This is a genomic window from Bradyrhizobium centrosematis (assembly GCF_045571495.1).
Classification (GTDB): Bacteria; Pseudomonadota; Alphaproteobacteria; order Rhizobiales; family Xanthobacteraceae; genus Bradyrhizobium; species Bradyrhizobium centrosematis.
Window position 1 is genome coordinate 2,486,196 of record NZ_CP120703.1, and the last position, 17,701, is coordinate 2,503,896.

The following is a 17,701-nucleotide window of genomic DNA, read 5'->3' on the forward strand; positions in this document are numbered from 1 at the left end:
TAAGTGCCGGGTGCTTCTGGCCACCCCCTCCGAACCTCCTCCGGGAGGAGCAGGTGATTTGGGTAAAGCAAGAAGCGTGCTACTTGCCCGGCAGCTTGTCGTCGATGCCCTTAACGTAGAAATTCATGCCGAGGATCTGGCCGTCGTCGAGGTGATCACCACCCTTGCACTCGACTGGTTTGCCGTCCTGCCCAACAATCGGGCATTTGAACGGATGCAGCTTGCCCGCGGTGATCGCGGCCTGGGCATCCTCGGCAATCTTTTTCACGTCATCAGGCATGTTGGTATAAGGCGCCATCGCGAACATGTGGCTGTCGAGGCCGCCCCAGCTGTCCTCGGACTTCCAGGTTCCGGCGAGCTCGGCCTTGACGCGCTCGATGTAATAGGGGCCCCAGGTGTCGAGGATCGAGGTCAGCTGGGTCTTGGGCCCGAACTTGATCATCTCCGAATCCTGCCCGAAGGCGAGCTTGCCGCGTTCGCTGGCGATCTGCATCGCCGCTGGCGAATCCGTGTGCTGCATGATCACGTCGGCGCCCTGGTCGATCAGCGCCTTGGCGGCGTCGGCCTCCTTGCCCGGGTCGAACCAGGTGTTGGCCCAGATGATCTTGACCTTGATGTTCGGATTGATGGTCTGCGCCGCCAGCATCGTCGCGTTGATGCCGGAGACCACCTCCGGGATCGGGAACGAGCCGATATAGCCGAGCACGCCCGACTTCGACATCTTGGCGGCGATCAGGCCCTGGATGTAGCGGCCCTGATACCATTTCGCCGAATAGGTCGACATGTTCGGGTTACGCTTGTAGCCGGTGGCGTGCTCGAAATGCACGTTCGGATATTTCTTGGCGACCTTCAGCGTCGGATCCATGTAGCCGAACGACGTGGTGAAGATCAGCTTGTTGCCGGCGCGGACGAGCTGCTCGATGGAGCGTTCGGCGTCGGGGCCTTCGGGTACGTTCTCGAGATAGGTGGTCTCGATCTTGTCGCCGAGCTCCTTCACCAGCGCCTGGCGCCCGAGATCGTGCTGGTAGGTCCAGCCGAGGTCTCCGATCGGTCCCAGATAGATGAAGCCGACCTTGAGCTTGTCGGCGGCGGAGGCTGCACTGGTGCTCGCGGCGAGCAAGAGTCCGGTGGCCAGCGCAAGAAGTGATTTCCTCATCATCGATCTCCAACATCAGGGGAAAGCCACGATCCGCAACGCGCGCGCCCCATCGTGCGCGTCGCGGAAAATCAAATTCAGCGGTCAGGTACGAACACGGTGCCGAGCGCGGCCGGTGCGGTCGAGCCGCCGCTGCGCGCGCGGGAGAGCAGAACGAGAACGATAACAGTCGCGAGATAAGGCAGCGCCGACATGAATTGCGAGGGAATGCCGACGCCCCACCCTTGAGCATGCAGCTGCAGGATCGTCACGGCGCCGAACAGATAGGCGCCGACCACGAGCCGGCCCGGACGCCAGGACGAGAACACCACCAGTGCGAGCGCGATCCAGCCGCGGCCCGCGGTCATGCCCGGAATGAAGAACGGCGTATAGGCAAGCGGCAGATAGGCGCCGGCAAGCCCGGCGCAGGCGCCGCCGAACATCACGGCGAAGGTGCGGATGCGCAGCACAGGATAGCCGAGCGCATGCGCGGACACATGATTGTCGCCGCAGGCGCGCAGGATCAATCCCGCACGCGTGCGGTACAGGAACCACCAGACGCCGACGATCAGCGCGACCGAGAAATAGACGAAGGCGTCCTCGCCGAACAGCACATGGCCGATCAGCGGAATGTCGGTCAGGACGGGAAGATTGAGGTGCACCGCCGGCGTGATGCGCTCGCCGACGAAGCCGGCGCCGATCAGGCCTGAGAGCCCAACACCGAAGATGGTCAGCGCCAGGCCTGTCGCGACCTGGTTGACGGCAAGCCCGAGCGCCATCAGCGCAAAGACGAGCGACATCAGCGTGCCCGCAATGATGCCGAACAGCGCGCCGATCAAGATCGATCCGGTCAGCCATGCGCCGGCAAAGCCGCAGGCCGCGCCGACGATCATCATGCCCTCAACGCCGAGATTGAGCACGCCGGAGCGCTCGGTCACGAGCTCCCCGGTCGCCGCGATCAGCAGCGGCGTCGAGGCGGCAAGCACCGAAAGGATGATGGCTTCAACCAGCTCCACGGGGCACCTGTCGGTTCGGGAACACCAGCTTGAATCGATAGAGAATCAGGGAATCGCAGGCGAGCACGTAGAACAGCAGAATGCCCTGAAACACCTTGGTGACATCCAACGGAATCTTCATCGCGATCTGCGCCTGCTCGCCGCCGATAAAGGTCAATGCAAGGAAAAGCCCTGCAATCAATATTCCAAGCGGGTTCAAGCGGCCGAGGAAGGCAACGATGATCGCTGTAAAGCCGTAGCCGGGGGAAATCCCGGGCTGGAGATGGCCGACCGGACCTGCAACCTCGATGATGCCGGCAAGGCCCGCGAGCGCGCCTGATACCGCGAAGGTCAGGATGACCAGCTGGTTGGCGTTGAAGCCGCCAAAACGCGCCGCGCGGGGGGCCGCACCGACCACGCGGATCTCAAAACCCTTGATGGTTCGCCCGAGCAGGATTGCGGCTGCCGCCACGACAAGAAGCGTAATGATGGCGCCGAGATGCAGCCGGCCGCCCTGGATCAGCAGCGGGACGGTCGCCACCGGGTCGAACTCGGCCGTGGTCGGGAAGTTGAAGCCGTGCGGGTCGCGCCAGGGGCCGCGCACGAGGTAGTCGAGGAAGAGGTCGGCGACATAAACCAGCATCAGGCTGGTCAGGATCTCGCTGGCGCCGAACTTCACCTTGCAGATCGCCGGGATCAGCGCATAGAGCGCGCCTGCGGCGGCGGCGAGCACGAGCATGGCCGGCAGCACCCAGGCGCCGGCGTCGGTGCCCTGCGTCCTCACCGCGATCCAGCTGCCGGCCACCGCGCCGATCAGGAATTGGCCTTCGGCGCCGATGTTCCAGGCATTGGCGAGATAGCAGAGCGACAGCCCGATCGCGATCATCACCAGTGGCGTCGCCTTCACTGCGATCTCCTGCAGCGAATAGCCGTCGGTCAGGGGCGCGATGAAGTAAGCGTACAAGGCAAGCAGCGGATTCTTGCCGAGGATCGCGAACAGGATAACCATGGTCGCGATCGTGAGGCCGACTGCCATCAACGGCGAGACCAGCGCGATCGTGCCCGAGCGCTCGGCGCGCTTCTCAAGCACCAACTGCATGCGCGGCCTCCTTCGGCTCCAGGCTGCTGCCGCCCATCAGCAGGCCGAGCTTTTGGCGCGTCGCTTCGCTCGTGGCGAGCGGCGCTGACAATCTGCCGTGGAACATGACGGCGATACGGTCGGCGATCTCCGTCAGCTCGTCCAGATCCTGGCTGGTCACGAGCACGGCGGCACCGGCTGTTGCGAGATCAAGCAGCGCCTGACGGATGACGGCGGCAGCACCGGCGTCGACGCCCCAGGTCGGCTGGCTCACCACTAGCACGGCGGGATTGCGCAGGATCTCGCGTCCCACGATGAATTTTTGCAAATTGCCGCCGGACAGGCTCGCAGCTTCCGGATCGCGCTTGGCCTTGCGGACGTCGAACGTTTCGGTTGCGCGATCAACCGTCTTCAGCGTCGCCGCGGTGTCGATGAAGCCGCGACGGACCATGCCGCTGGCGGCGTGCCCGGTGAGCAGCGCGTTCTCCGACAGCTTCATGCGCGGCGCGGTGCCATGGCCGAGCCGCTCCTCGGGCACGAAAGCCGCGCCCAGCTTACGGCGCTGGGTGATCGAGAGATGGCCGGCGGCGATGCCTTCGATCACCACGGTGCCGGGGTCCTTCGACAGCCGTTCGCCGGACAGCGCGGCGAACAATTCGTCCTGGCCGTTGCCGGCGACGCCGGCAATGCCGAGGATCTCGCCGCCCTTCAGTTCGAACGAAATGTGCTCGAGCCGTACGCCATGCGGCTCGCTTGGCGCGAGCGAAAGATCGTTGACGACGAGCCGCGGCACGGTGGTCTTCCGGCCGGCCGCTGCCTTCACCTCCTTGATCTCACCGCCGACCATCATGCGCGCGAGGGAAGCGGCGGTTTCGCGCCGGGGATTGCAGGTCGCGACCTTTCTGCCGCCGCGCAGAATCGTGGCGGTATCGCACAGCCGCTTCACCTCCTCGAGCTTGTGGCTGATGTAGAGGATGGCGCGGCCTTCGGCCTTGAGCCGCTCCAAAACGATGAAGAGCTGATCGGCTTCCTGCGGCGTCAACACCGCGGTGGGCTCGTCCAGGATCAGGAACTTCGGATCCTGCATCAAGGCGCGGACGATCTCGATGCGCTGGCGCTCGCCGACCGACAATTGCCAGACCTCGCGGCGGGGATCGAGCGGAAGACCGTAGGTCTTCGACACCTGTTCGAGCCGCGCCGACATGTCGTTGAAGGATTCCCGTCCGTCGAGGCCGAGCGCGACGTTCTCGGCGACCGTGAGATTGTCGAACAGCGAGAAGTGCTGGAAGACCATGCCGATGCCGAGGCGGCGTGCTTCCGAGGGGCCAGACAGCACGAGTCGCTCGCCCTGCCAGCGAATCTCGCCGGCGCTGGGTTGGATCAGCCCGTAGATCGCCTTGACCAGCGTCGACTTGCCCGCGCCGTTCTCGCCGAGCAGTGCATGAATTTCGCCGGGCCGGATAGCGATATCGACGGAATCGTTGGCGAGGAAATCGCCATAGCGCTTGGTGAGCCCGATCGTCCGCAGCAGCGGGGACTCGCCGGAAATCATGCCCTCAGGTGTCGAATCCAACATTCGCCGGTGCGCTTGCATGGTGAAGGGTCCCAATAGTGGGCCAGTTTGCCCCCCGGCGTAAGGTGTGAAAATGCGCCATCCCTTGCTCAACGCTTTGGCAGGCATCAGGTGGCAATGTGCCTGCTCTCGCCACGACGATGACCGGTGTTCGAACGCCTGCACATCGCCTTGCCGGCGCGGCTTCAGCGGACGCCTGTTGCAGATTTGTGACGGTCCAAGGCAAATCGGAACCCGCTAGGCAGTCTTGACGTCGCAGTGAGTAAAGTTGCGCCAGCACGTTCATGCGGTGCCGATGGGCGCAACATTGCCTCCCGGACGTTGCGCTTCGCAATATCCGCTCCTAACAAAAGAAGAGCGAAATCAAACGGGAATGTCTGGCAATCGCGAGCTTCATTCGGCCGCGTGTCCGCTATGAAAAACCTTCCAAGTCCCGCGATAGAAGGCCGCGTCATGCCAAAACAAGCGGCAGACCTTGAAAAAAGTTGAGGCTTCTTCATCCGGGAGATCGGCGCAAGTGTCGCACCCAAGGGCGTTCGTTGACGTGTCCAAACTTGGGGGTATTCAGGATGTCGTTTCGTTTCAGGGCAATTGCGGCTGCGGCGCTGTCAGTTGCTACACTCGCCACCGGTGGCCTGGCTCAGGCCGCGGACTTGCCGGTCAAGGCTGCCAAGAAAGCGCAGGACCTTCCGTTCTTCCTGGTGATCGATAACCGGGTCACCTTCTCCTACATCTTCGACGCCTCTCAGCCCGGTGCGTGGTCGTTCCGGCCGGATGGGTCGATCGACAGCAAGACCACCAAGCAGGTCTACTCGTTCACGCATTTCGATCTCTGGGCGTACGGCACGAACTTCTTCACCATCTCCATGTTCAAGTCCGATCATAATGATCCGGCTGGGCCCTGCACCAACGCGGGCACGATCTTCGGTGCGGCGGCATCCTGCGCCGGTGCGACGGAGATCTACGGCTTGTTCCGCTCGACGTTCGGCTGGAATGAGCTCTTCAACACCAAGGCCTTCACCGCCGGGCCGCTTCACAACATCTCGTTCGAGGTCGGCATGGATGCCAATACCGAGAACAGATATTTCGGCGCCGCCAAGCGCGACGTCGTCGCCGGTCTGCAGTTTGCGTTCGATCTGCCCTACAAGGGTTACATCAACGTTGCGCCGCTGGTGTATTGGGAGTTCGCCAATCACAACTCATTCAGCCAGTGCGGATTGTTCGGTCCGGGCGTTCCCGGCGTCACCTGCCTCGCAGACGGCAATACCTCGTTCAAGCCGACCTGGGCCGTCGAAATCAATTACTACATGGATCTCGGCTTCCTGCCGCCGAACATGCAGTATTTCTCGATCAGCGGCCGCGCCGGCTGGTACGGCAAGAAGGGCACGGACACCGAACCGCTTCCCTACAGCCCGGCGAACGGCGTCTACAACACCGCAGTCGAGTTGAATTCGGAGCCCATCCGTCTGACCTTCGATGCCTCGAAGGCCGCCTGGGGTGACAAGTACTCGCACTTCGTGGACGTCTGGGTGGCCTACCGCTACTGGCAGAACAAGTTCGGTCTCGATCACAACCTTGCGGTCGGCTGCACCACGGCCGTCGGTGGCCGGACGGTGAGCACGGGGTCCTGCACCGAGTCCTCGCTCTACTCCGGTATCACTGTGAAGTTCTGATCGGGCGAGCGTCGAGATCTGGGTGGTGCCGCGCGAAAATGCGCGGCACCATTCGTGATTGCCTGGAGAAATGCGCGCGGGGGCGGGCTGAGTGAATGCGTGCCCACCGCTCGCGCTTCCATTGGATATCGACGGCGCGGCGGAGATGCGCCTTCGGTCACTCTACGATTGCGGGCTTGGCTTAAGGTCTATTTCGTCCATACGCCGTCGTGCAGCGCCTCGGCTTCGTCCTCGAGCAGCGGACCAACGACCTCGGTCGCTCGCTGGCCGCGTGCAAAGACCTCGCGGCACGGCAGGTCGAGGGTCGGATTCTCCGGATGGTCGCCGGTGAGGCCGCGCAGGCGATGCTCGCTGAGGCCGTAGACGACGCGGCCGATGCCGGCCCAGTAGATCGCGCCGGCGCACATCGCGCAGGGCTCTGCAGAGGAATAGAGCGTGGCTGTCGCCAGCACGTCGCGGCTGAGCATGCGGCAGGCCTGCGTCGCCGCGAGGCGCTCTGCATGCGCGGTGCCGTCGCGATCGGGCATGTAGCCGTTCTCGGTCTCGATCAGCACCTTGCCGCCCGCATCCACCACGATACAGCCGAACGGATGATTGCCATGGGTGAGCGAGCGGCGGGCGACGCCGAAGGACAAGCGCAGAAAGTGTTCATCCCGTTCGGATGCGCCGGTCATCAACCCTCCGCGGTCGGTGTTCCACCACGCGCCGGCCGACCACGGCGAGGTCGGGCGGCGCACGTCCCCATGCTTCATACACGAATTCGCCGTTGAGCATCACCACCAGTCGGTCCGAATTGTTCCCGAATGCATTTCCGGATGGTGGATTGAAAATGTTAAATATGCGAGGCAGGCTACTGCGTCCAACGAAGAGAGAGCTCACCGAGATGGGGGCCGCCAAGATCGGTCAAAATGCTTCACTCGGCGAAGAGATCGTGCGCCGAATTGACGATCTGGCTGCGATCTCGGAGAGAAGCGACAATCTCACCCGAGTGTATCTCACCAAGGCGTTGCGCGAGGCGGCGGACCTCATCCTGAGCTGGATGCGCGAAGCGGGCATGAGCGCTCATCTCGATGCGATCGGCAATGTCTGCGGCCGTTACGAAGGCGAGCGGCCGGGTTTGCCCTGTCTGATGCTGGGCTCGCACTACGACACGGTGCGCGATGCCGGCAAATGGGATGGACCGCTGGGCGTGATCACGGCGATCGCTTGCATCGCCGACCTCAACCGCCGCGGCAAGCGCCTGCCGTTTGCGATCGAAGTCATCGGCTTTGCCGACGAGGAGGGGGTGCGTTTCGCTTCGACCTTGCTCGGCAGCCGCGCGGTGGCCGGTACCTTCGACGAGAGCGTCCTGAATGCGCGTGACCGCGAGGGCGTGTCGATGCGCGACGCGCTGGTGCAGTTCGGCCTTGATCCCGATCATATCGGCGCGGCCGCGCGGATGCGGCGCGAGCTGCTTGCCTATCTCGAACTGCACATCGAGCAGGGGCCGGTGCTGGAAGCGCAGAACCTGCCCGTGGGGGTCGTCACTGCGATTGCCGGCGCGACACGCCTTGCGGCGCGGCTGACCGGCATGGCCGGACATGCCGGCACCGTGCCCATGGCGCTGCGCCGCGACGCGCTTGCTGGCGCTGCCGAATGCATCGGGGCGATTGAGCAGTTCTGCCGCACCGACGTGGCCGGTTTGGTCGGCACCGTCGGCTACATCCAGGCGCGGCCCGGCGCGACCAACGTCATTCCGGGGGAGGTGTCGTTCACCATCGACATGCGCGCGCCGACCGACATGCACCGCAAGCGCGCGGTGGCCGATGTCGTCCGTCAGATCGAGGCGATCGCCACGCGCCGGCAGCTTGCCCTTCAGCTCGACGTCACCCACGAGAACCGTACTGTACCGTGCGCGCCATGGCTCAAGGATCAGATCGGCGAGGCGATCCGGGCGGAGGGATTTTCCGTATTCGAACTGCCGAGCGGGGCAGGGCACGACGGCATGGCGATGGTCGACATCGCCGATGTCGGCATGATCTTCGTCCGATGCCGCGGCGGCATCAGCCATCACCCGGACGAGCATGTGGAGCCCGCCGATGTCGATGCCGGCGCGCGGGTGTTGCTGCGGGTAATCGAGAAATTCAAGCCGCGGGAGGGGTAGTCTGGGCCGGCCGCGGGTGCTTTGACTCAGGCCGGCCAGTCATCTGGAAGAAATACGAATCAGGCAAGCTCAAGATGGTGGCCGCACCATCGGAGCTGCCCTAACTGCATATGTATAGCGATATCTCATTGTCCTCAGATCGCGGAAACCGATTCTACCAAGGCGTGGCTGCAACGTTTTTCGCCAACGCCCTTCAGGCGGTCAATTTTCTTGGGGATCGTTTCCTGCGAAGATCGCGTCATTCGTTATCGGCCATCGAGGACCTTTACCGGCACTCGATGGACAGCGCCTTTTCGCTGACCGAGGCCTTCCTCGTCACGGGCGCGCCGCACGCGTCCGCCTATTATCCGCGCGATTTCGCCTGGTTCTACCCTGACGTTCTCGACCCCGAAACCATCATGGATGCGCAGGACGCGGTGCGGCGGGCGCGGCTGCTCGACAAGAGCATCCGTTTGCTGCTGGAGGCGGTTCGCGCCGATGTCGTGACGACGACCATCGTCCCGGCCGGGCGCGGTCGATACCTCGGCGTGAATTACTTCTCGCGCCCGTCGGATACGCTGCTCGGCATTCTGGCCGGCCTGCAGCAGATGATCTTCGCCGAGCACAGGGCGCCGTCCTATCTGGCGATGTCACAATGCGCGCATGCCGGCCGCCTGCTGCTGGCCGAATATGGCGATGACTTGAAGCGTGCGATCCTGAAGCTCGCAAGCGAGCTCGAGCCGTTCGAGCATGACGGCGCCAGCTATTTGCTGTGTGACGCCCAAGGCCCTCGCTCCGCTGCAACGGATACCCGCGCCGAGCGCCGGCGTTTCGTGACCAATGCCTGTGTCTATACAACCTTCGCCTGGAGCGTGCAGCTTGGAATCGTCGAAGAGAACGAGCTGAAGCGGCTGCTCGGGCGCGACCTTGCACAATACAAGACGGATCTGCTCGGTCTGTTCGGCAGGAACGGATATATCAGGCATTCCCTGGATGCTCCCATGGGCCCGCCGGCGTTCTCGGTCGCGCTCGATTTCGTCGGCGTGCATCGCGGCTTCTGGGATCTGAGCGATGCGAGCGAGCGGGCGTTGTTCGCCGCCACGGCGGATCTGATCGTCGCGGAGCCGCGCTTTCGTATCCCCAGCACGTTTCACTTCCTGGTGTCGGCGGATAATCCGCGGAACAAGATGATCCACAAGATTGCGGCGCCTGCCTACCAGGGACGTTCCTCTTGGCCGACGTTCAACGTCGAATTCGCGGATCGCATGCTGGATTACGATGAATTCGCGGGGCGCGAGACCTACCGTTCCTGCGCCCAGGGAATATTGAAGGACATTCGGACCGCGACCGAGCTCCACGGCGGATATCAGGAGTTGATTTCGGAGCAGGGCCTGAAATATCGCACCTGGGCCTACAAGGGTGCTGTGGCCCACTCCTGGTTTCCGCGTTTCCTGTCGGTCTGGAGGAGGGCGTATGGATCGCCGCTCCTGCAGTGGAATGACTGATCTGCGCGAAACCCGGCGCGATGCGCGGCATTGGACGTGATCGGGCGAGGTTGAATGTTGGCAGGAGATCGGGCACCGATGATCAGCGCGAACCTGTCACGCCACGAGATCCAACAGCCGGCACGACCCACGCACGAGCACCTTGCGTCCGGCCGGCGTGATTGCAGGTACGCCGTCATTGATGGCAACGAGGCCGAGCTCGGCGAGGCCTCGGACGAGAGAGGGCTTGGAGAGACGACCGCTGGACAGCGGGTTGCGAAGCGAGCGCAGCGCTTCCCATTGGTCCGGTGCAAGTTCGAAGTCGAAATCGTTGCTCATGTTGCCTCAAGAGAGAGTGCGGTCCGCGCCTCTGTTAGCGACGCTGCATGAAGACCGTGCGACGACAATGAGTCGGGAATTCGATCGGCCGTTTAGAACGTCTCTTCACAAATTGCCGCACTTCGTTGCGGCACGCGAGATAGATCGCTGGACGGCGAATATCGTCCCGAACCTCGATCACTAATTGATGATCTGGCGTTGATGTTGCACTGCGAGTTACCGCGCTGCACGGGAAGCATCGCTGTCCCATAATGCGTCGTATATGCACAGGAATCATGAGGCGAGCGATCCAGGATTCTGTTACGTTGGTTCCCGGGGAATGACTTCACGCGGCAGGAGTGGAGTGCATGAACAGGCTGGTTGAAATTCGCAGTCAGGAATCCCTGTGTCGGGAGCGTGCGGCTTTCGATTTCGAGCGCCGGAGTTTCTGGCTTGCGCAAGCCGAGGAATGGGAGCAGCGGGCGCTCGACGAAATTGCCTATCACTTCCGGGAGTGTAACCTCCGCGAAGCGGAGCTTGCGCGAAACTGACGTTGGCGGCGAGCGTGACCTACTGGTAGGTCGCCACGATATCCGACACCGCGCGCTCAAGCTGTTGCGCGGTGGCGCATTGGCGCACGACGGTGCAGAAGGTGCCGTAGCGCGGCATCTCGGAATCGCCAAAGCCCCAGGCCAGCCGTCCTTCGGGATTAAGCCAGACCAGCCGCTTCGAGCGTTCGGAGATGCGGCGCAAGATGTCGGCGCGCGGGTCGAGATTGTTGCTGCGGGCATCGCCGAGCACGATCACCGTGGTCTGCGGCGTCAGCGCGCTCATGAAGCCCTCCTCGAAATCGACCAGCGACGAGCCGTAGTCGGACGAACCGAAGCCGACCTTGGACATGATCTCGGCCATTGCCTCTTCCGGCGATTTCGCCTCCAGGATGTCGCTGACCTCGATCAGGTGCGAGGAAAAGGCGAAGGAGCGGACGTCATCGACCACTTCGTGCAACGAATGGATCAGGAGCAGGAAGAAATCGGAGACCTGGGCGACCGACCCGGAGACGTCGCACAGCGCCACGATTTTCGGCCGGTCGCGATGCTTGCGCTTCCACGCCGTGAGGAAGGGCACGCCGCCCCAGGCCGCATTGCGGCGCAGCGTGCGGCGGACGTCGAGATGGCCGCGACGCTGGCGCTTGCGCGGCTTGGAATAGCGCTCGCGCAGGCGACGCGCGATCTGGCGGATCAGCGCGCGCATCTCGGCGACCTGGCGCCGCTCGATGCGGGCAAGCGGCGCGTTGCGCAGAATCTCGTTGCGGAGATTTTCGGCCTCCTCGCGGGCGTAGAGGGCAAGCCCCTGCGAGACCGTGTCGCGCACGGCTTCGCGCAAGGCGTCGAGCGCAGCACGCAGGCGCTCGGCCAGCGCGGGATTGGCCGCGGTGAGCTGGTCAAGATCGTCGCGCAGCCGCTGGAGGCCCATGGCATCGAGGATGCGACTGGAAAAAATGCCACGCTGGGTGGAGTAGCGGATGTCGGACAGCGACGCCGCGCCGGAGGCGCTGGCAATCGCGGCCGCGATCGCGTTGCGATCTTGTGACAACAGCATCTGCGCCAACGGACCCAAGCCTTGGGGAGGCTGACCTTCTTCGCCCGCCTCGCTCGCCGAGCCGGAGGAAGGCGGCCGATCTTCGCCTGCACCAGCGTCGTCGTCGCTGGCAGCTTCAGGCTGATCCTGTCGCGGCTCCGGCTGGCTGAAGAACAGATCAAAGCAGTCGCCGAGCGCGAGCTTCTCGTCCTGCGATTTGGCAAGCGTCAGCAGCAGCGCGTCGCGCAGCACGGACCGGTCGGAGATGCCGACTTTCGCGACCGCGCGCATCGCATCGATGCTTTCGGCAGGCGAAACGTGGACGCCGACCCCCCGTGCCGCGCGAAAGAAGCGATGGAGGTTCTCGCGCATCGGCGTCAACCGAAGACGTTGGAACGCGCCGCCTTGGCAATGAAGGTCGTCACCTGCGGCGCTGCCGCCTCGATGTCGGCCTCGTATTTCAGCAGGACGTTGAGCGTGTCCTTGACGATCTCGGTATCGAGCTCCGCGGCCTGGAGCAGCACCAGGACGCGAGCCCAGTCGATGGACTCGCTGACCGAAGGCAGCTTCTTCAGGTCCAGCGAGCGGATCTCATGGATGAAGCCGACCATCTGCCGGCGCAGCATCTGCGAGATGCCGGGCACGCGGCTTTCGACGATGCGTTCCTCGAGCCGCTGCTCGGGGAAGCCGATATGCAGATGCAAGCAGCGGCGCTTCAAGGCGTCGCCGAGGTCGCGCTCGCTGTTGGAGGTGAGAATCACTGTCGGCGGCGTGATCGCCGAGACGGTCCCGAGCTCGGGGATCGTGACCTGGAAGTCGGACAGGATTTCCAGCAGCAGCGACTCGAACTCGGCGTCCGATTTGTCGATCTCGTCGATCAGCAGCACGCAGCCGCCCGGCTGCTCCAGCGCCTGGAGCAGCGGGCGCGGCTCGACGAACTCCTTGGAGAAGAACACGTCGCCGAAATCGTGCAACTGGTCAAGCGCGGCGTGCAACGTCTGCGCGCCGCCCAAGACTTCGCCGAGCTTGTCCTTGAGGATCTGCGTATAGAGCAGCTGCTTGGCGTATTTCCACTCGTAGAGCGCCTTGGCCTCGTCGAGGCCTTCGTAGCATTGCAGGCGGATCATCTTCATGCCGCGCCAGGCCGCGATCGCCTTGGCGAGCTCGGTCTTACCGACGCCGGCGGGGCCCTCGACCAGGATTGGCTTCTCGATCTGCTGCGACAAATAAACGGCGGTCGCGATCTGTCGGCTCGCGATATAGCCCTGCGCGGCAAGGCCGCTCTCTACTGCCTCGATCGACGTCGAGGCCTTCTGATCAGCCACGAAAGGGCGCTCCCAAAGGTCTTGCTTGAGCCTTGTTCTGCCTGCGTTCCCGGCAAAGAACAAGCCTCGTTTGGGAGGCATCAGACCCGCGCGAACGGCGTTTTTTCCGCTGAACGCAAATAGTTGGGCGGATCGCCGTTCGCTTGGTTCAGTGCCGCAGCACTTCCGGCTTGCGGATGGTCTGCCTGAGCTCGGTACCGCAATCGGCGCATTCGTAAACAAAGTCGATCTTGGCAAGGCTCCAATGCGGCTCGACCTCGCGCACATACATCGGCAGGAACCCCATGCAGGTAGGGCAATTCACTGGCGCGATCTCGAAATCCTGATGATGCTGTACATAAGCTGGCATCTCGGCTCTCCTTCGCAGGCGGCCTCCAACCCCCGCGCAGAAGCTACTGCCGCGTGCTCCGGGCGCGTCATCAACTCTTTCGAACGGAGACGGAACGGAGGATGTTTGTCGCTCGCTGTGACATTCTTGTTACGTGTCTGTACTGTAACGGGCGGATTGAATGCCTATTTCTGCGGCCAATATGGCTGTTTCGGATCCTCACCAAACGATAAGGGAGCAACGCCCATGACTCATGCCATTCGTTTTCACAAGACCGGCGGCCCGGAAGTCCTGGTCTGGGAGGAGGTCAGCGTCGGTAAGCCCGGGCCGGGCGAGGCGCGCATCCGGCATACTGCCGTCGGCCTCAACTTCGTCGACATCTACAATCGTTCGGGCCTGTACCCGGCGCAATTGCCGAGCGGTCTCGGCAGCGAGGCGGCTGGCGTCGTCGAGGAAGTCGGGGCCGGTGTCACCGATTTGAAGCCGGGCGATCGCGTCGCTTATGGCGCCTCGCCGCTCGGGGCCTATTCCGAGGCGCGGCTGATCCCTGCGGACCGTCTGCTGAAGCTGCCTGACGGTGTCGACGACAAGACCGCGGCGGCGATGATGCTCAAAGGGCTCACCACACAATATCTGATCCGGCAGACCTATCGGGTGAAGGCCGGCGATACCATCCTGCTGCATGCGGCGGCCGGCGGCGTCGGTCTGATCCTGGGCCAATGGGCCAAGCATCTCGGCGCGACCGTGATCGGAACCGTCAGCAACGACGAGAAGGCCAAGCTTGCCAAGGCACATGGTTGCGATCACGTCATCATCTACACCCGCGAAGATTTCGTGAAACGTGTCGACGAGATCACCGGCGGCAAGAAGGTTCCCGTGGTCTACGACTCCGTCGGCAAGGACACGTTCCTGAAATCGCTGGATTGCCTCGCCCCGCTCGGCGTCGCCGCACTGTTCGGTCAATCCTCCGGTGCGGTCGAGCCGCTCAATCTCGGCCTGCTGGCCCAGAAGGGCTCACTCTACGTCACCCGCCCGACGCTGTTCACCTACGCCGCCAAGCGCGAAAATCTCGTGGCGATGGCGAACGAACTGTTCGACGTGGTCAAGTCTGGTGCAGTCAAGATCGAGGTGCACCAGACCTATCCGCTGAAGGACGCTGCCAAGGCACACGCCGATCTCGCCGCGCGCAAGACCACGGGATCGACCGTGCTCCTGGTGTAAGGTCCGGCCGAACGGGGGGGCGCAGGCGACCCGGCCTGCGTCACGCCCGTTCGTGCTTGCGTAGATCACGGAGGTGGTCGAGGCGGGTTGCCTGGAGGTCGACATCTTCTGGCGGGATCTGGGGCAGGGCGGCCTCACTCAGGATCGCCTCGGTGACGTCTTCGACCGTATTCTCCGCGATTTCATGGATGAACGAGACATTCTGGTATTCGCCCGAGGCGATCCGCGAGATGACCTCGCGCCGCGTGATTTCGGGATCGACCACCGCTTCGCGGCCGCGCCGTCCATAGTCGATCATCACGACGAAATACTGCATGAAAACGACCCTGCCACGTCCCGACACTGGGGGGCGCGGCAGAGTATTTCTGAAAATCGAAATCAAGAAGAGCAATTTCCGAAAAACGGAAATCCTCGTCACTTGCCCTTCTTGCGGGGGCGTGCCGACTTGGCGCGCAGCCGCTCGAGTTGCCCCTTGGGCATCGACAGGCAGATCTCGCCGACCCAGTCCAGCTTGACGCCGACGATCGGCTTGGCATTGAAGCTGGTGAGATTGACCACCGATGGGCTCTTCCCGCGTTCGATGGTCTTCAAATAGCGCTCGCCGGTCTTGAGCCGGACCACGGCCTCCTCGCCGTAGAAGCTCGACAGCGGATGGCGCTGGTCCTTGTAGACCACGATCACGTCACCGTTCTCGTATTTGGGTAGCATCGAATCACCCACGATCTCGAATGCGACGGTTTCTTCCATGATCGGGAAGGGTAGCGTGATGTCGCCGAGCCCCTCCGGCGGAACCTGTTCATAGTCCGGCTCGATCACGGCACCGGCGCCGACGCGGCCCATGATCGGCGCGAGATTGAGCTCGAGATATTCCATGATCGGAATGATCTCCGAAGCCTTCACCAGACGTTCGCCGCCGAGGATTTCCGAGACCGCGCCGGGCCGCACGCCCATGGCCGCCGCAAGGCCGCCCTTGCTCTTGCCCGTTTTCTCCAGGCCCCGCTCGATCATAGCAACGTCCAACATGGTGATTCCCTCGATTGCACACCGTCCCGCCTCTTGTAATCCGAAATTCGGAATTGATGCAATTATGAATATCAGAATTTCTGCTTGACTGCTTCTTCGGAATAACGGAATGTATGTTTCGCCTCCCGTTCGATGGGAGGAGGCGCATCACAGGACAACAACATGGAACCGGGCCATTGGCCGTCGGAGCACTCCGACGCGCTTTGCGATTATTTTCGTAAGGGCATGTCTTATGCGGAGATCGGAAGGCAGATTAACGCAAGGTTTGGAACGGCTTACACGCGCAATGCGGTGATCGGCCGCGCCAAGCGGCTCGGGCTCGTCATATCGGAATGGATCACGAGCCCGTCGCTCGCGCCGTACTTGCCGGGAGAGGCTCCGGTTTCGCCACGCCGCGCGGTGTTACCGAACCTGAACGTTCCGCCGAAGTCCGCGATGAAGCCAGCGGCGCCCGTGAAGTTGCGCTGCGTCGGCGTCCAGCCGCGCCTGGTTGAACTGGTCGAACTCGAGCCGGCCGACTGCCGCTATCCCTATGGCGGCGACAAGGATGGCGAAGAGATCGCCTTCTGCGGCCATCCGTGTCAGCCGGGCTCCAGCTATTGCGCGCCGCATGCGCGCCTGACGCGCCGCTCCGGTGCGGCGTCCGCCCGTGCTGCCGGTCCCGTGATGCTGAGGCTGGTTTCCGTCGCCTGAGCTCCCACCCGTTCCGTTCTCAATTTCGCAAGGAGTATCCGAGTGGCTCGTGTCCGACGCAGCAAGTCCTACAAATTGGCGCAGGTTTACGACAGACGGTCCCGCGAGGTGCCGTTCAATGCCGAAGTGGCGGAGGTCGAGGTCGACAACCCGCTGGCGCTCGATTCCGGCGAGAAGATCCTGGTCGTCCGGTCGACCCGTGGCGATCCGCTGGGACGGCTGCACTCACACCATCAGATCGACGAGGCGCAATACCGTGGCGGTCGTGCCTTCCAGAACGATTGGGAGCGGGCGGAGCGGGGGCCTCAGGCGATGGATCCGACGCGGGAATATGTCGATGGCGCGCGTACGCGCGAGCCGGTCACTGAGAGCCAGCGCCAGGCGGTGTTGCGGCTGAACCGGGTCGAGCGCGAACTTGGCACCGACGGTGCCGCGTTGGTGCACGATGTGCTGATACTGGGCCTGACCATGGATCAGATCGGAGAACGCCGCGCCGTCCGGACGCAACGCTGGAACGATTACTTTGCGCGGCGTTTTCGCGAATGTCTGGACCGGCTGGCACTGGTCTACGGCTTTGCGACGGAAACGGGAGCCCGGCGGGCAGGGCGCCGCAGTTGACGACGGCACGCCGGCGGCCTCGACCGCCGGCATGCCAATCGGGCCCTTATGGATGCGGTACGATCTGGTAAGGCGTCGTATAGGGCTCGACGCGGAGCGAGGCGTTGGCCAGAAGCCCGATCTTGGCGGTCGGCGCCTGCTGCAATTCGCCGTTCGGGCCGCGATGCACGTTGTATTGCCAGACCGTGAGATCGCCCTTCTGCGCCAGCGCGTGCGCAACGGCGCTCGCATCATGACCGCCGAGCGTCTGAAGCTCATCAACCGACAATCCCACCACGATTTCGTCCTTGGTGGTGATGATCTTGAACAGGTTCATCTTGGTCTCCTGCGCCCATGCGCCTTGTATCGAAAGGGTGAAGAGCGTGAACGCGGCGCCCTTGATGAGATCGCTGGGAGAAATCATGCCGTGGTCCTTGTGCTGACGCGCGCCCGAATCGAGAAGTCTTCAGCCATGGCGCCCGTTGTCTGCGTGACTGTGCCGCAACGGCTTGGTCGTTCGCTCATGGACAACGGTTCATGGCGGGAACGTATCCA

Annotated in this window: 19 protein-coding genes; 7 read left to right on the forward strand and 12 right to left on the reverse strand. The window is 63.2% G+C overall.

Annotated elements, in window-relative coordinates; genetic code table 11:
- Window positions 1-79: 79 nt before the first annotated feature.
- The 4 genes from P6U31_RS11880 to P6U31_RS11895 all read right to left on the reverse strand — a co-directional run bounded on the left by P6U31_RS11880 (window position 80) and on the right by P6U31_RS11895 (window position 4,802).
- On the reverse strand, window positions 80-1,156 hold the full coding sequence (locus P6U31_RS11880) for a BMP family ABC transporter substrate-binding protein (protein WP_407188516.1): 1,077 nt from the start codon (window positions 1,154-1,156) through the stop codon (window positions 80-82).
- A gap of 77 nt (window positions 1,157-1,233) precedes the next feature.
- The gene (locus P6U31_RS11885; protein ID WP_407188517.1) at window positions 1,234-2,151 is read right to left on the reverse strand and encodes an ABC transporter permease; all 918 of its coding nucleotides are present in this window, start codon (window positions 2,149-2,151) and stop codon (window positions 1,234-1,236) included.
- Window positions 2,138-3,229 (reverse strand): ABC transporter permease, encoded by a 1,092-nt coding sequence (locus tag P6U31_RS11890; RefSeq protein ID WP_407188519.1) that lies wholly within the window; start codon window positions 3,227-3,229, stop codon window positions 2,138-2,140. Before P6U31_RS11890 ends, P6U31_RS11885 begins: the two co-directional genes overlap by 14 nt.
- Complete coding sequence (locus P6U31_RS11895) at window positions 3,213-4,802, reverse strand: ABC transporter ATP-binding protein (protein ID WP_407188521.1); 1,590 nt, start codon at window positions 4,800-4,802, stop codon at window positions 3,213-3,215. Before P6U31_RS11895 ends, P6U31_RS11890 begins: the two co-directional genes overlap by 17 nt.
- 548 nt (window positions 4,803-5,350) lie before the next feature.
- On the opposite strand from P6U31_RS11895, the gene P6U31_RS11900 reads away from it, so the two are divergent.
- Complete coding sequence (locus P6U31_RS11900) at window positions 5,351-6,454, forward strand: hypothetical protein (RefSeq protein WP_407188522.1); 1,104 nt, start codon at window positions 5,351-5,353, stop codon at window positions 6,452-6,454.
- A 188-nt stretch (window positions 6,455-6,642) separates the two neighbouring features.
- Here the strand turns inward: P6U31_RS11900 and P6U31_RS11905 are convergent, their stop codons facing one another.
- Entirely contained in the window at window positions 6,643-7,128 is a 486-nt protein-coding gene (locus P6U31_RS11905) for a nucleoside deaminase (protein ID WP_407189829.1), read from the reverse strand.
- A gap of 209 nt (window positions 7,129-7,337) precedes the next feature.
- Between P6U31_RS11905 and P6U31_RS11910 the strand changes: the two genes are divergently transcribed.
- The gene (locus tag P6U31_RS11910) at window positions 7,338-8,597 is read left to right on the forward strand and encodes an allantoate amidohydrolase (RefSeq protein ID WP_407188524.1); all 1,260 of its coding nucleotides are present in this window, start codon (window positions 7,338-7,340) and stop codon (window positions 8,595-8,597) included.
- Window positions 8,598-8,707: 110 nt separating this feature from the next.
- Entirely contained in the window at window positions 8,708-10,081 is a 1,374-nt protein-coding gene (locus tag P6U31_RS11915; protein ID WP_407188525.1) for a hypothetical protein, read from the forward strand.
- Between the two features lie 96 nt (window positions 10,082-10,177).
- On the opposite strand, the gene P6U31_RS11920 is transcribed toward P6U31_RS11915, so the two are convergent.
- Window positions 10,178-10,399: a hypothetical protein gene (locus tag P6U31_RS11920; protein ID WP_407188527.1), complete on the reverse strand. Its 222-nt coding sequence runs from the start codon at window positions 10,397-10,399 to the stop codon at window positions 10,178-10,180.
- 347 nt (window positions 10,400-10,746) lie between these two features.
- Here P6U31_RS11920 and P6U31_RS11925 point away from each other — a divergent pair, with 347 nt between their 5' ends.
- Entirely contained in the window at window positions 10,747-10,929 is a 183-nt protein-coding gene (locus tag P6U31_RS11925) for a hypothetical protein (RefSeq protein WP_407188528.1), read from the forward strand.
- A gap of 19 nt (window positions 10,930-10,948) precedes the next feature.
- Here the strand turns inward: P6U31_RS11925 and P6U31_RS11930 are convergent, their stop codons facing one another.
- The 3 genes from P6U31_RS11930 to P6U31_RS11940 form a co-directional block, all read right to left on the reverse strand.
- On the reverse strand, window positions 10,949-12,331 hold the full coding sequence (locus P6U31_RS11930) for a vWA domain-containing protein (protein ID WP_407188529.1): 1,383 nt from the start codon (window positions 12,329-12,331) through the stop codon (window positions 10,949-10,951).
- Window positions 12,332-12,336: 5 nt separating this feature from the next.
- The gene (locus P6U31_RS11935; RefSeq protein WP_407188530.1) at window positions 12,337-13,284 is read right to left on the reverse strand and encodes an AAA family ATPase; all 948 of its coding nucleotides are present in this window, start codon (window positions 13,282-13,284) and stop codon (window positions 12,337-12,339) included.
- A 148-nt stretch (window positions 13,285-13,432) separates the two neighbouring features.
- Window positions 13,433-13,633, reverse strand: a complete 201-nt coding sequence (locus P6U31_RS11940) for a hypothetical protein (RefSeq protein ID WP_407188531.1) — start codon at window positions 13,631-13,633, stop codon at window positions 13,433-13,435.
- A gap of 225 nt (window positions 13,634-13,858) precedes the next feature.
- Between P6U31_RS11940 and P6U31_RS11945 the strand changes: the two genes are divergently transcribed.
- Window positions 13,859-14,833, forward strand: coding sequence for a quinone oxidoreductase family protein (locus tag P6U31_RS11945; RefSeq protein WP_407188532.1), 975 nt, complete (start codon window positions 13,859-13,861; stop codon window positions 14,831-14,833).
- 40 nt (window positions 14,834-14,873) lie between these two features.
- Here P6U31_RS11945 and P6U31_RS11950 read toward each other — a convergent pair whose 3' ends face one another.
- Together P6U31_RS11950 and P6U31_RS11955 are read right to left on the reverse strand one after the other, a co-directional pair.
- Window positions 14,874-15,149, reverse strand: a complete 276-nt coding sequence (locus P6U31_RS11950) for a hypothetical protein (protein WP_407188533.1) — start codon at window positions 15,147-15,149, stop codon at window positions 14,874-14,876.
- A gap of 98 nt (window positions 15,150-15,247) precedes the next feature.
- Complete coding sequence (locus P6U31_RS11955; protein ID WP_128932533.1) at window positions 15,248-15,856, reverse strand: S24 family peptidase; 609 nt, start codon at window positions 15,854-15,856, stop codon at window positions 15,248-15,250.
- Window positions 15,857-16,018: 162 nt separating this feature from the next.
- On the opposite strand from P6U31_RS11955, the gene P6U31_RS11960 reads away from it, so the two are divergent.
- Together P6U31_RS11960 and P6U31_RS11965 are read left to right on the forward strand one after the other, a co-directional pair.
- The gene (locus tag P6U31_RS11960; RefSeq protein WP_407188534.1) at window positions 16,019-16,549 is read left to right on the forward strand and encodes a GcrA family cell cycle regulator; all 531 of its coding nucleotides are present in this window, start codon (window positions 16,019-16,021) and stop codon (window positions 16,547-16,549) included.
- A 42-nt stretch (window positions 16,550-16,591) separates the two neighbouring features.
- Window positions 16,592-17,167 (forward strand): hypothetical protein, encoded by a 576-nt coding sequence (locus tag P6U31_RS11965; RefSeq protein ID WP_407188535.1) that lies wholly within the window; start codon window positions 16,592-16,594, stop codon window positions 17,165-17,167.
- 46 nt (window positions 17,168-17,213) lie between these two features.
- Here P6U31_RS11965 and P6U31_RS11970 read toward each other — a convergent pair whose 3' ends face one another.
- Window positions 17,214-17,570 (reverse strand): hypothetical protein, encoded by a 357-nt coding sequence (locus P6U31_RS11970; protein WP_407188537.1) that lies wholly within the window; start codon window positions 17,568-17,570, stop codon window positions 17,214-17,216.
- Between the last annotated feature and the right edge of the window lie 131 nt (window positions 17,571-17,701).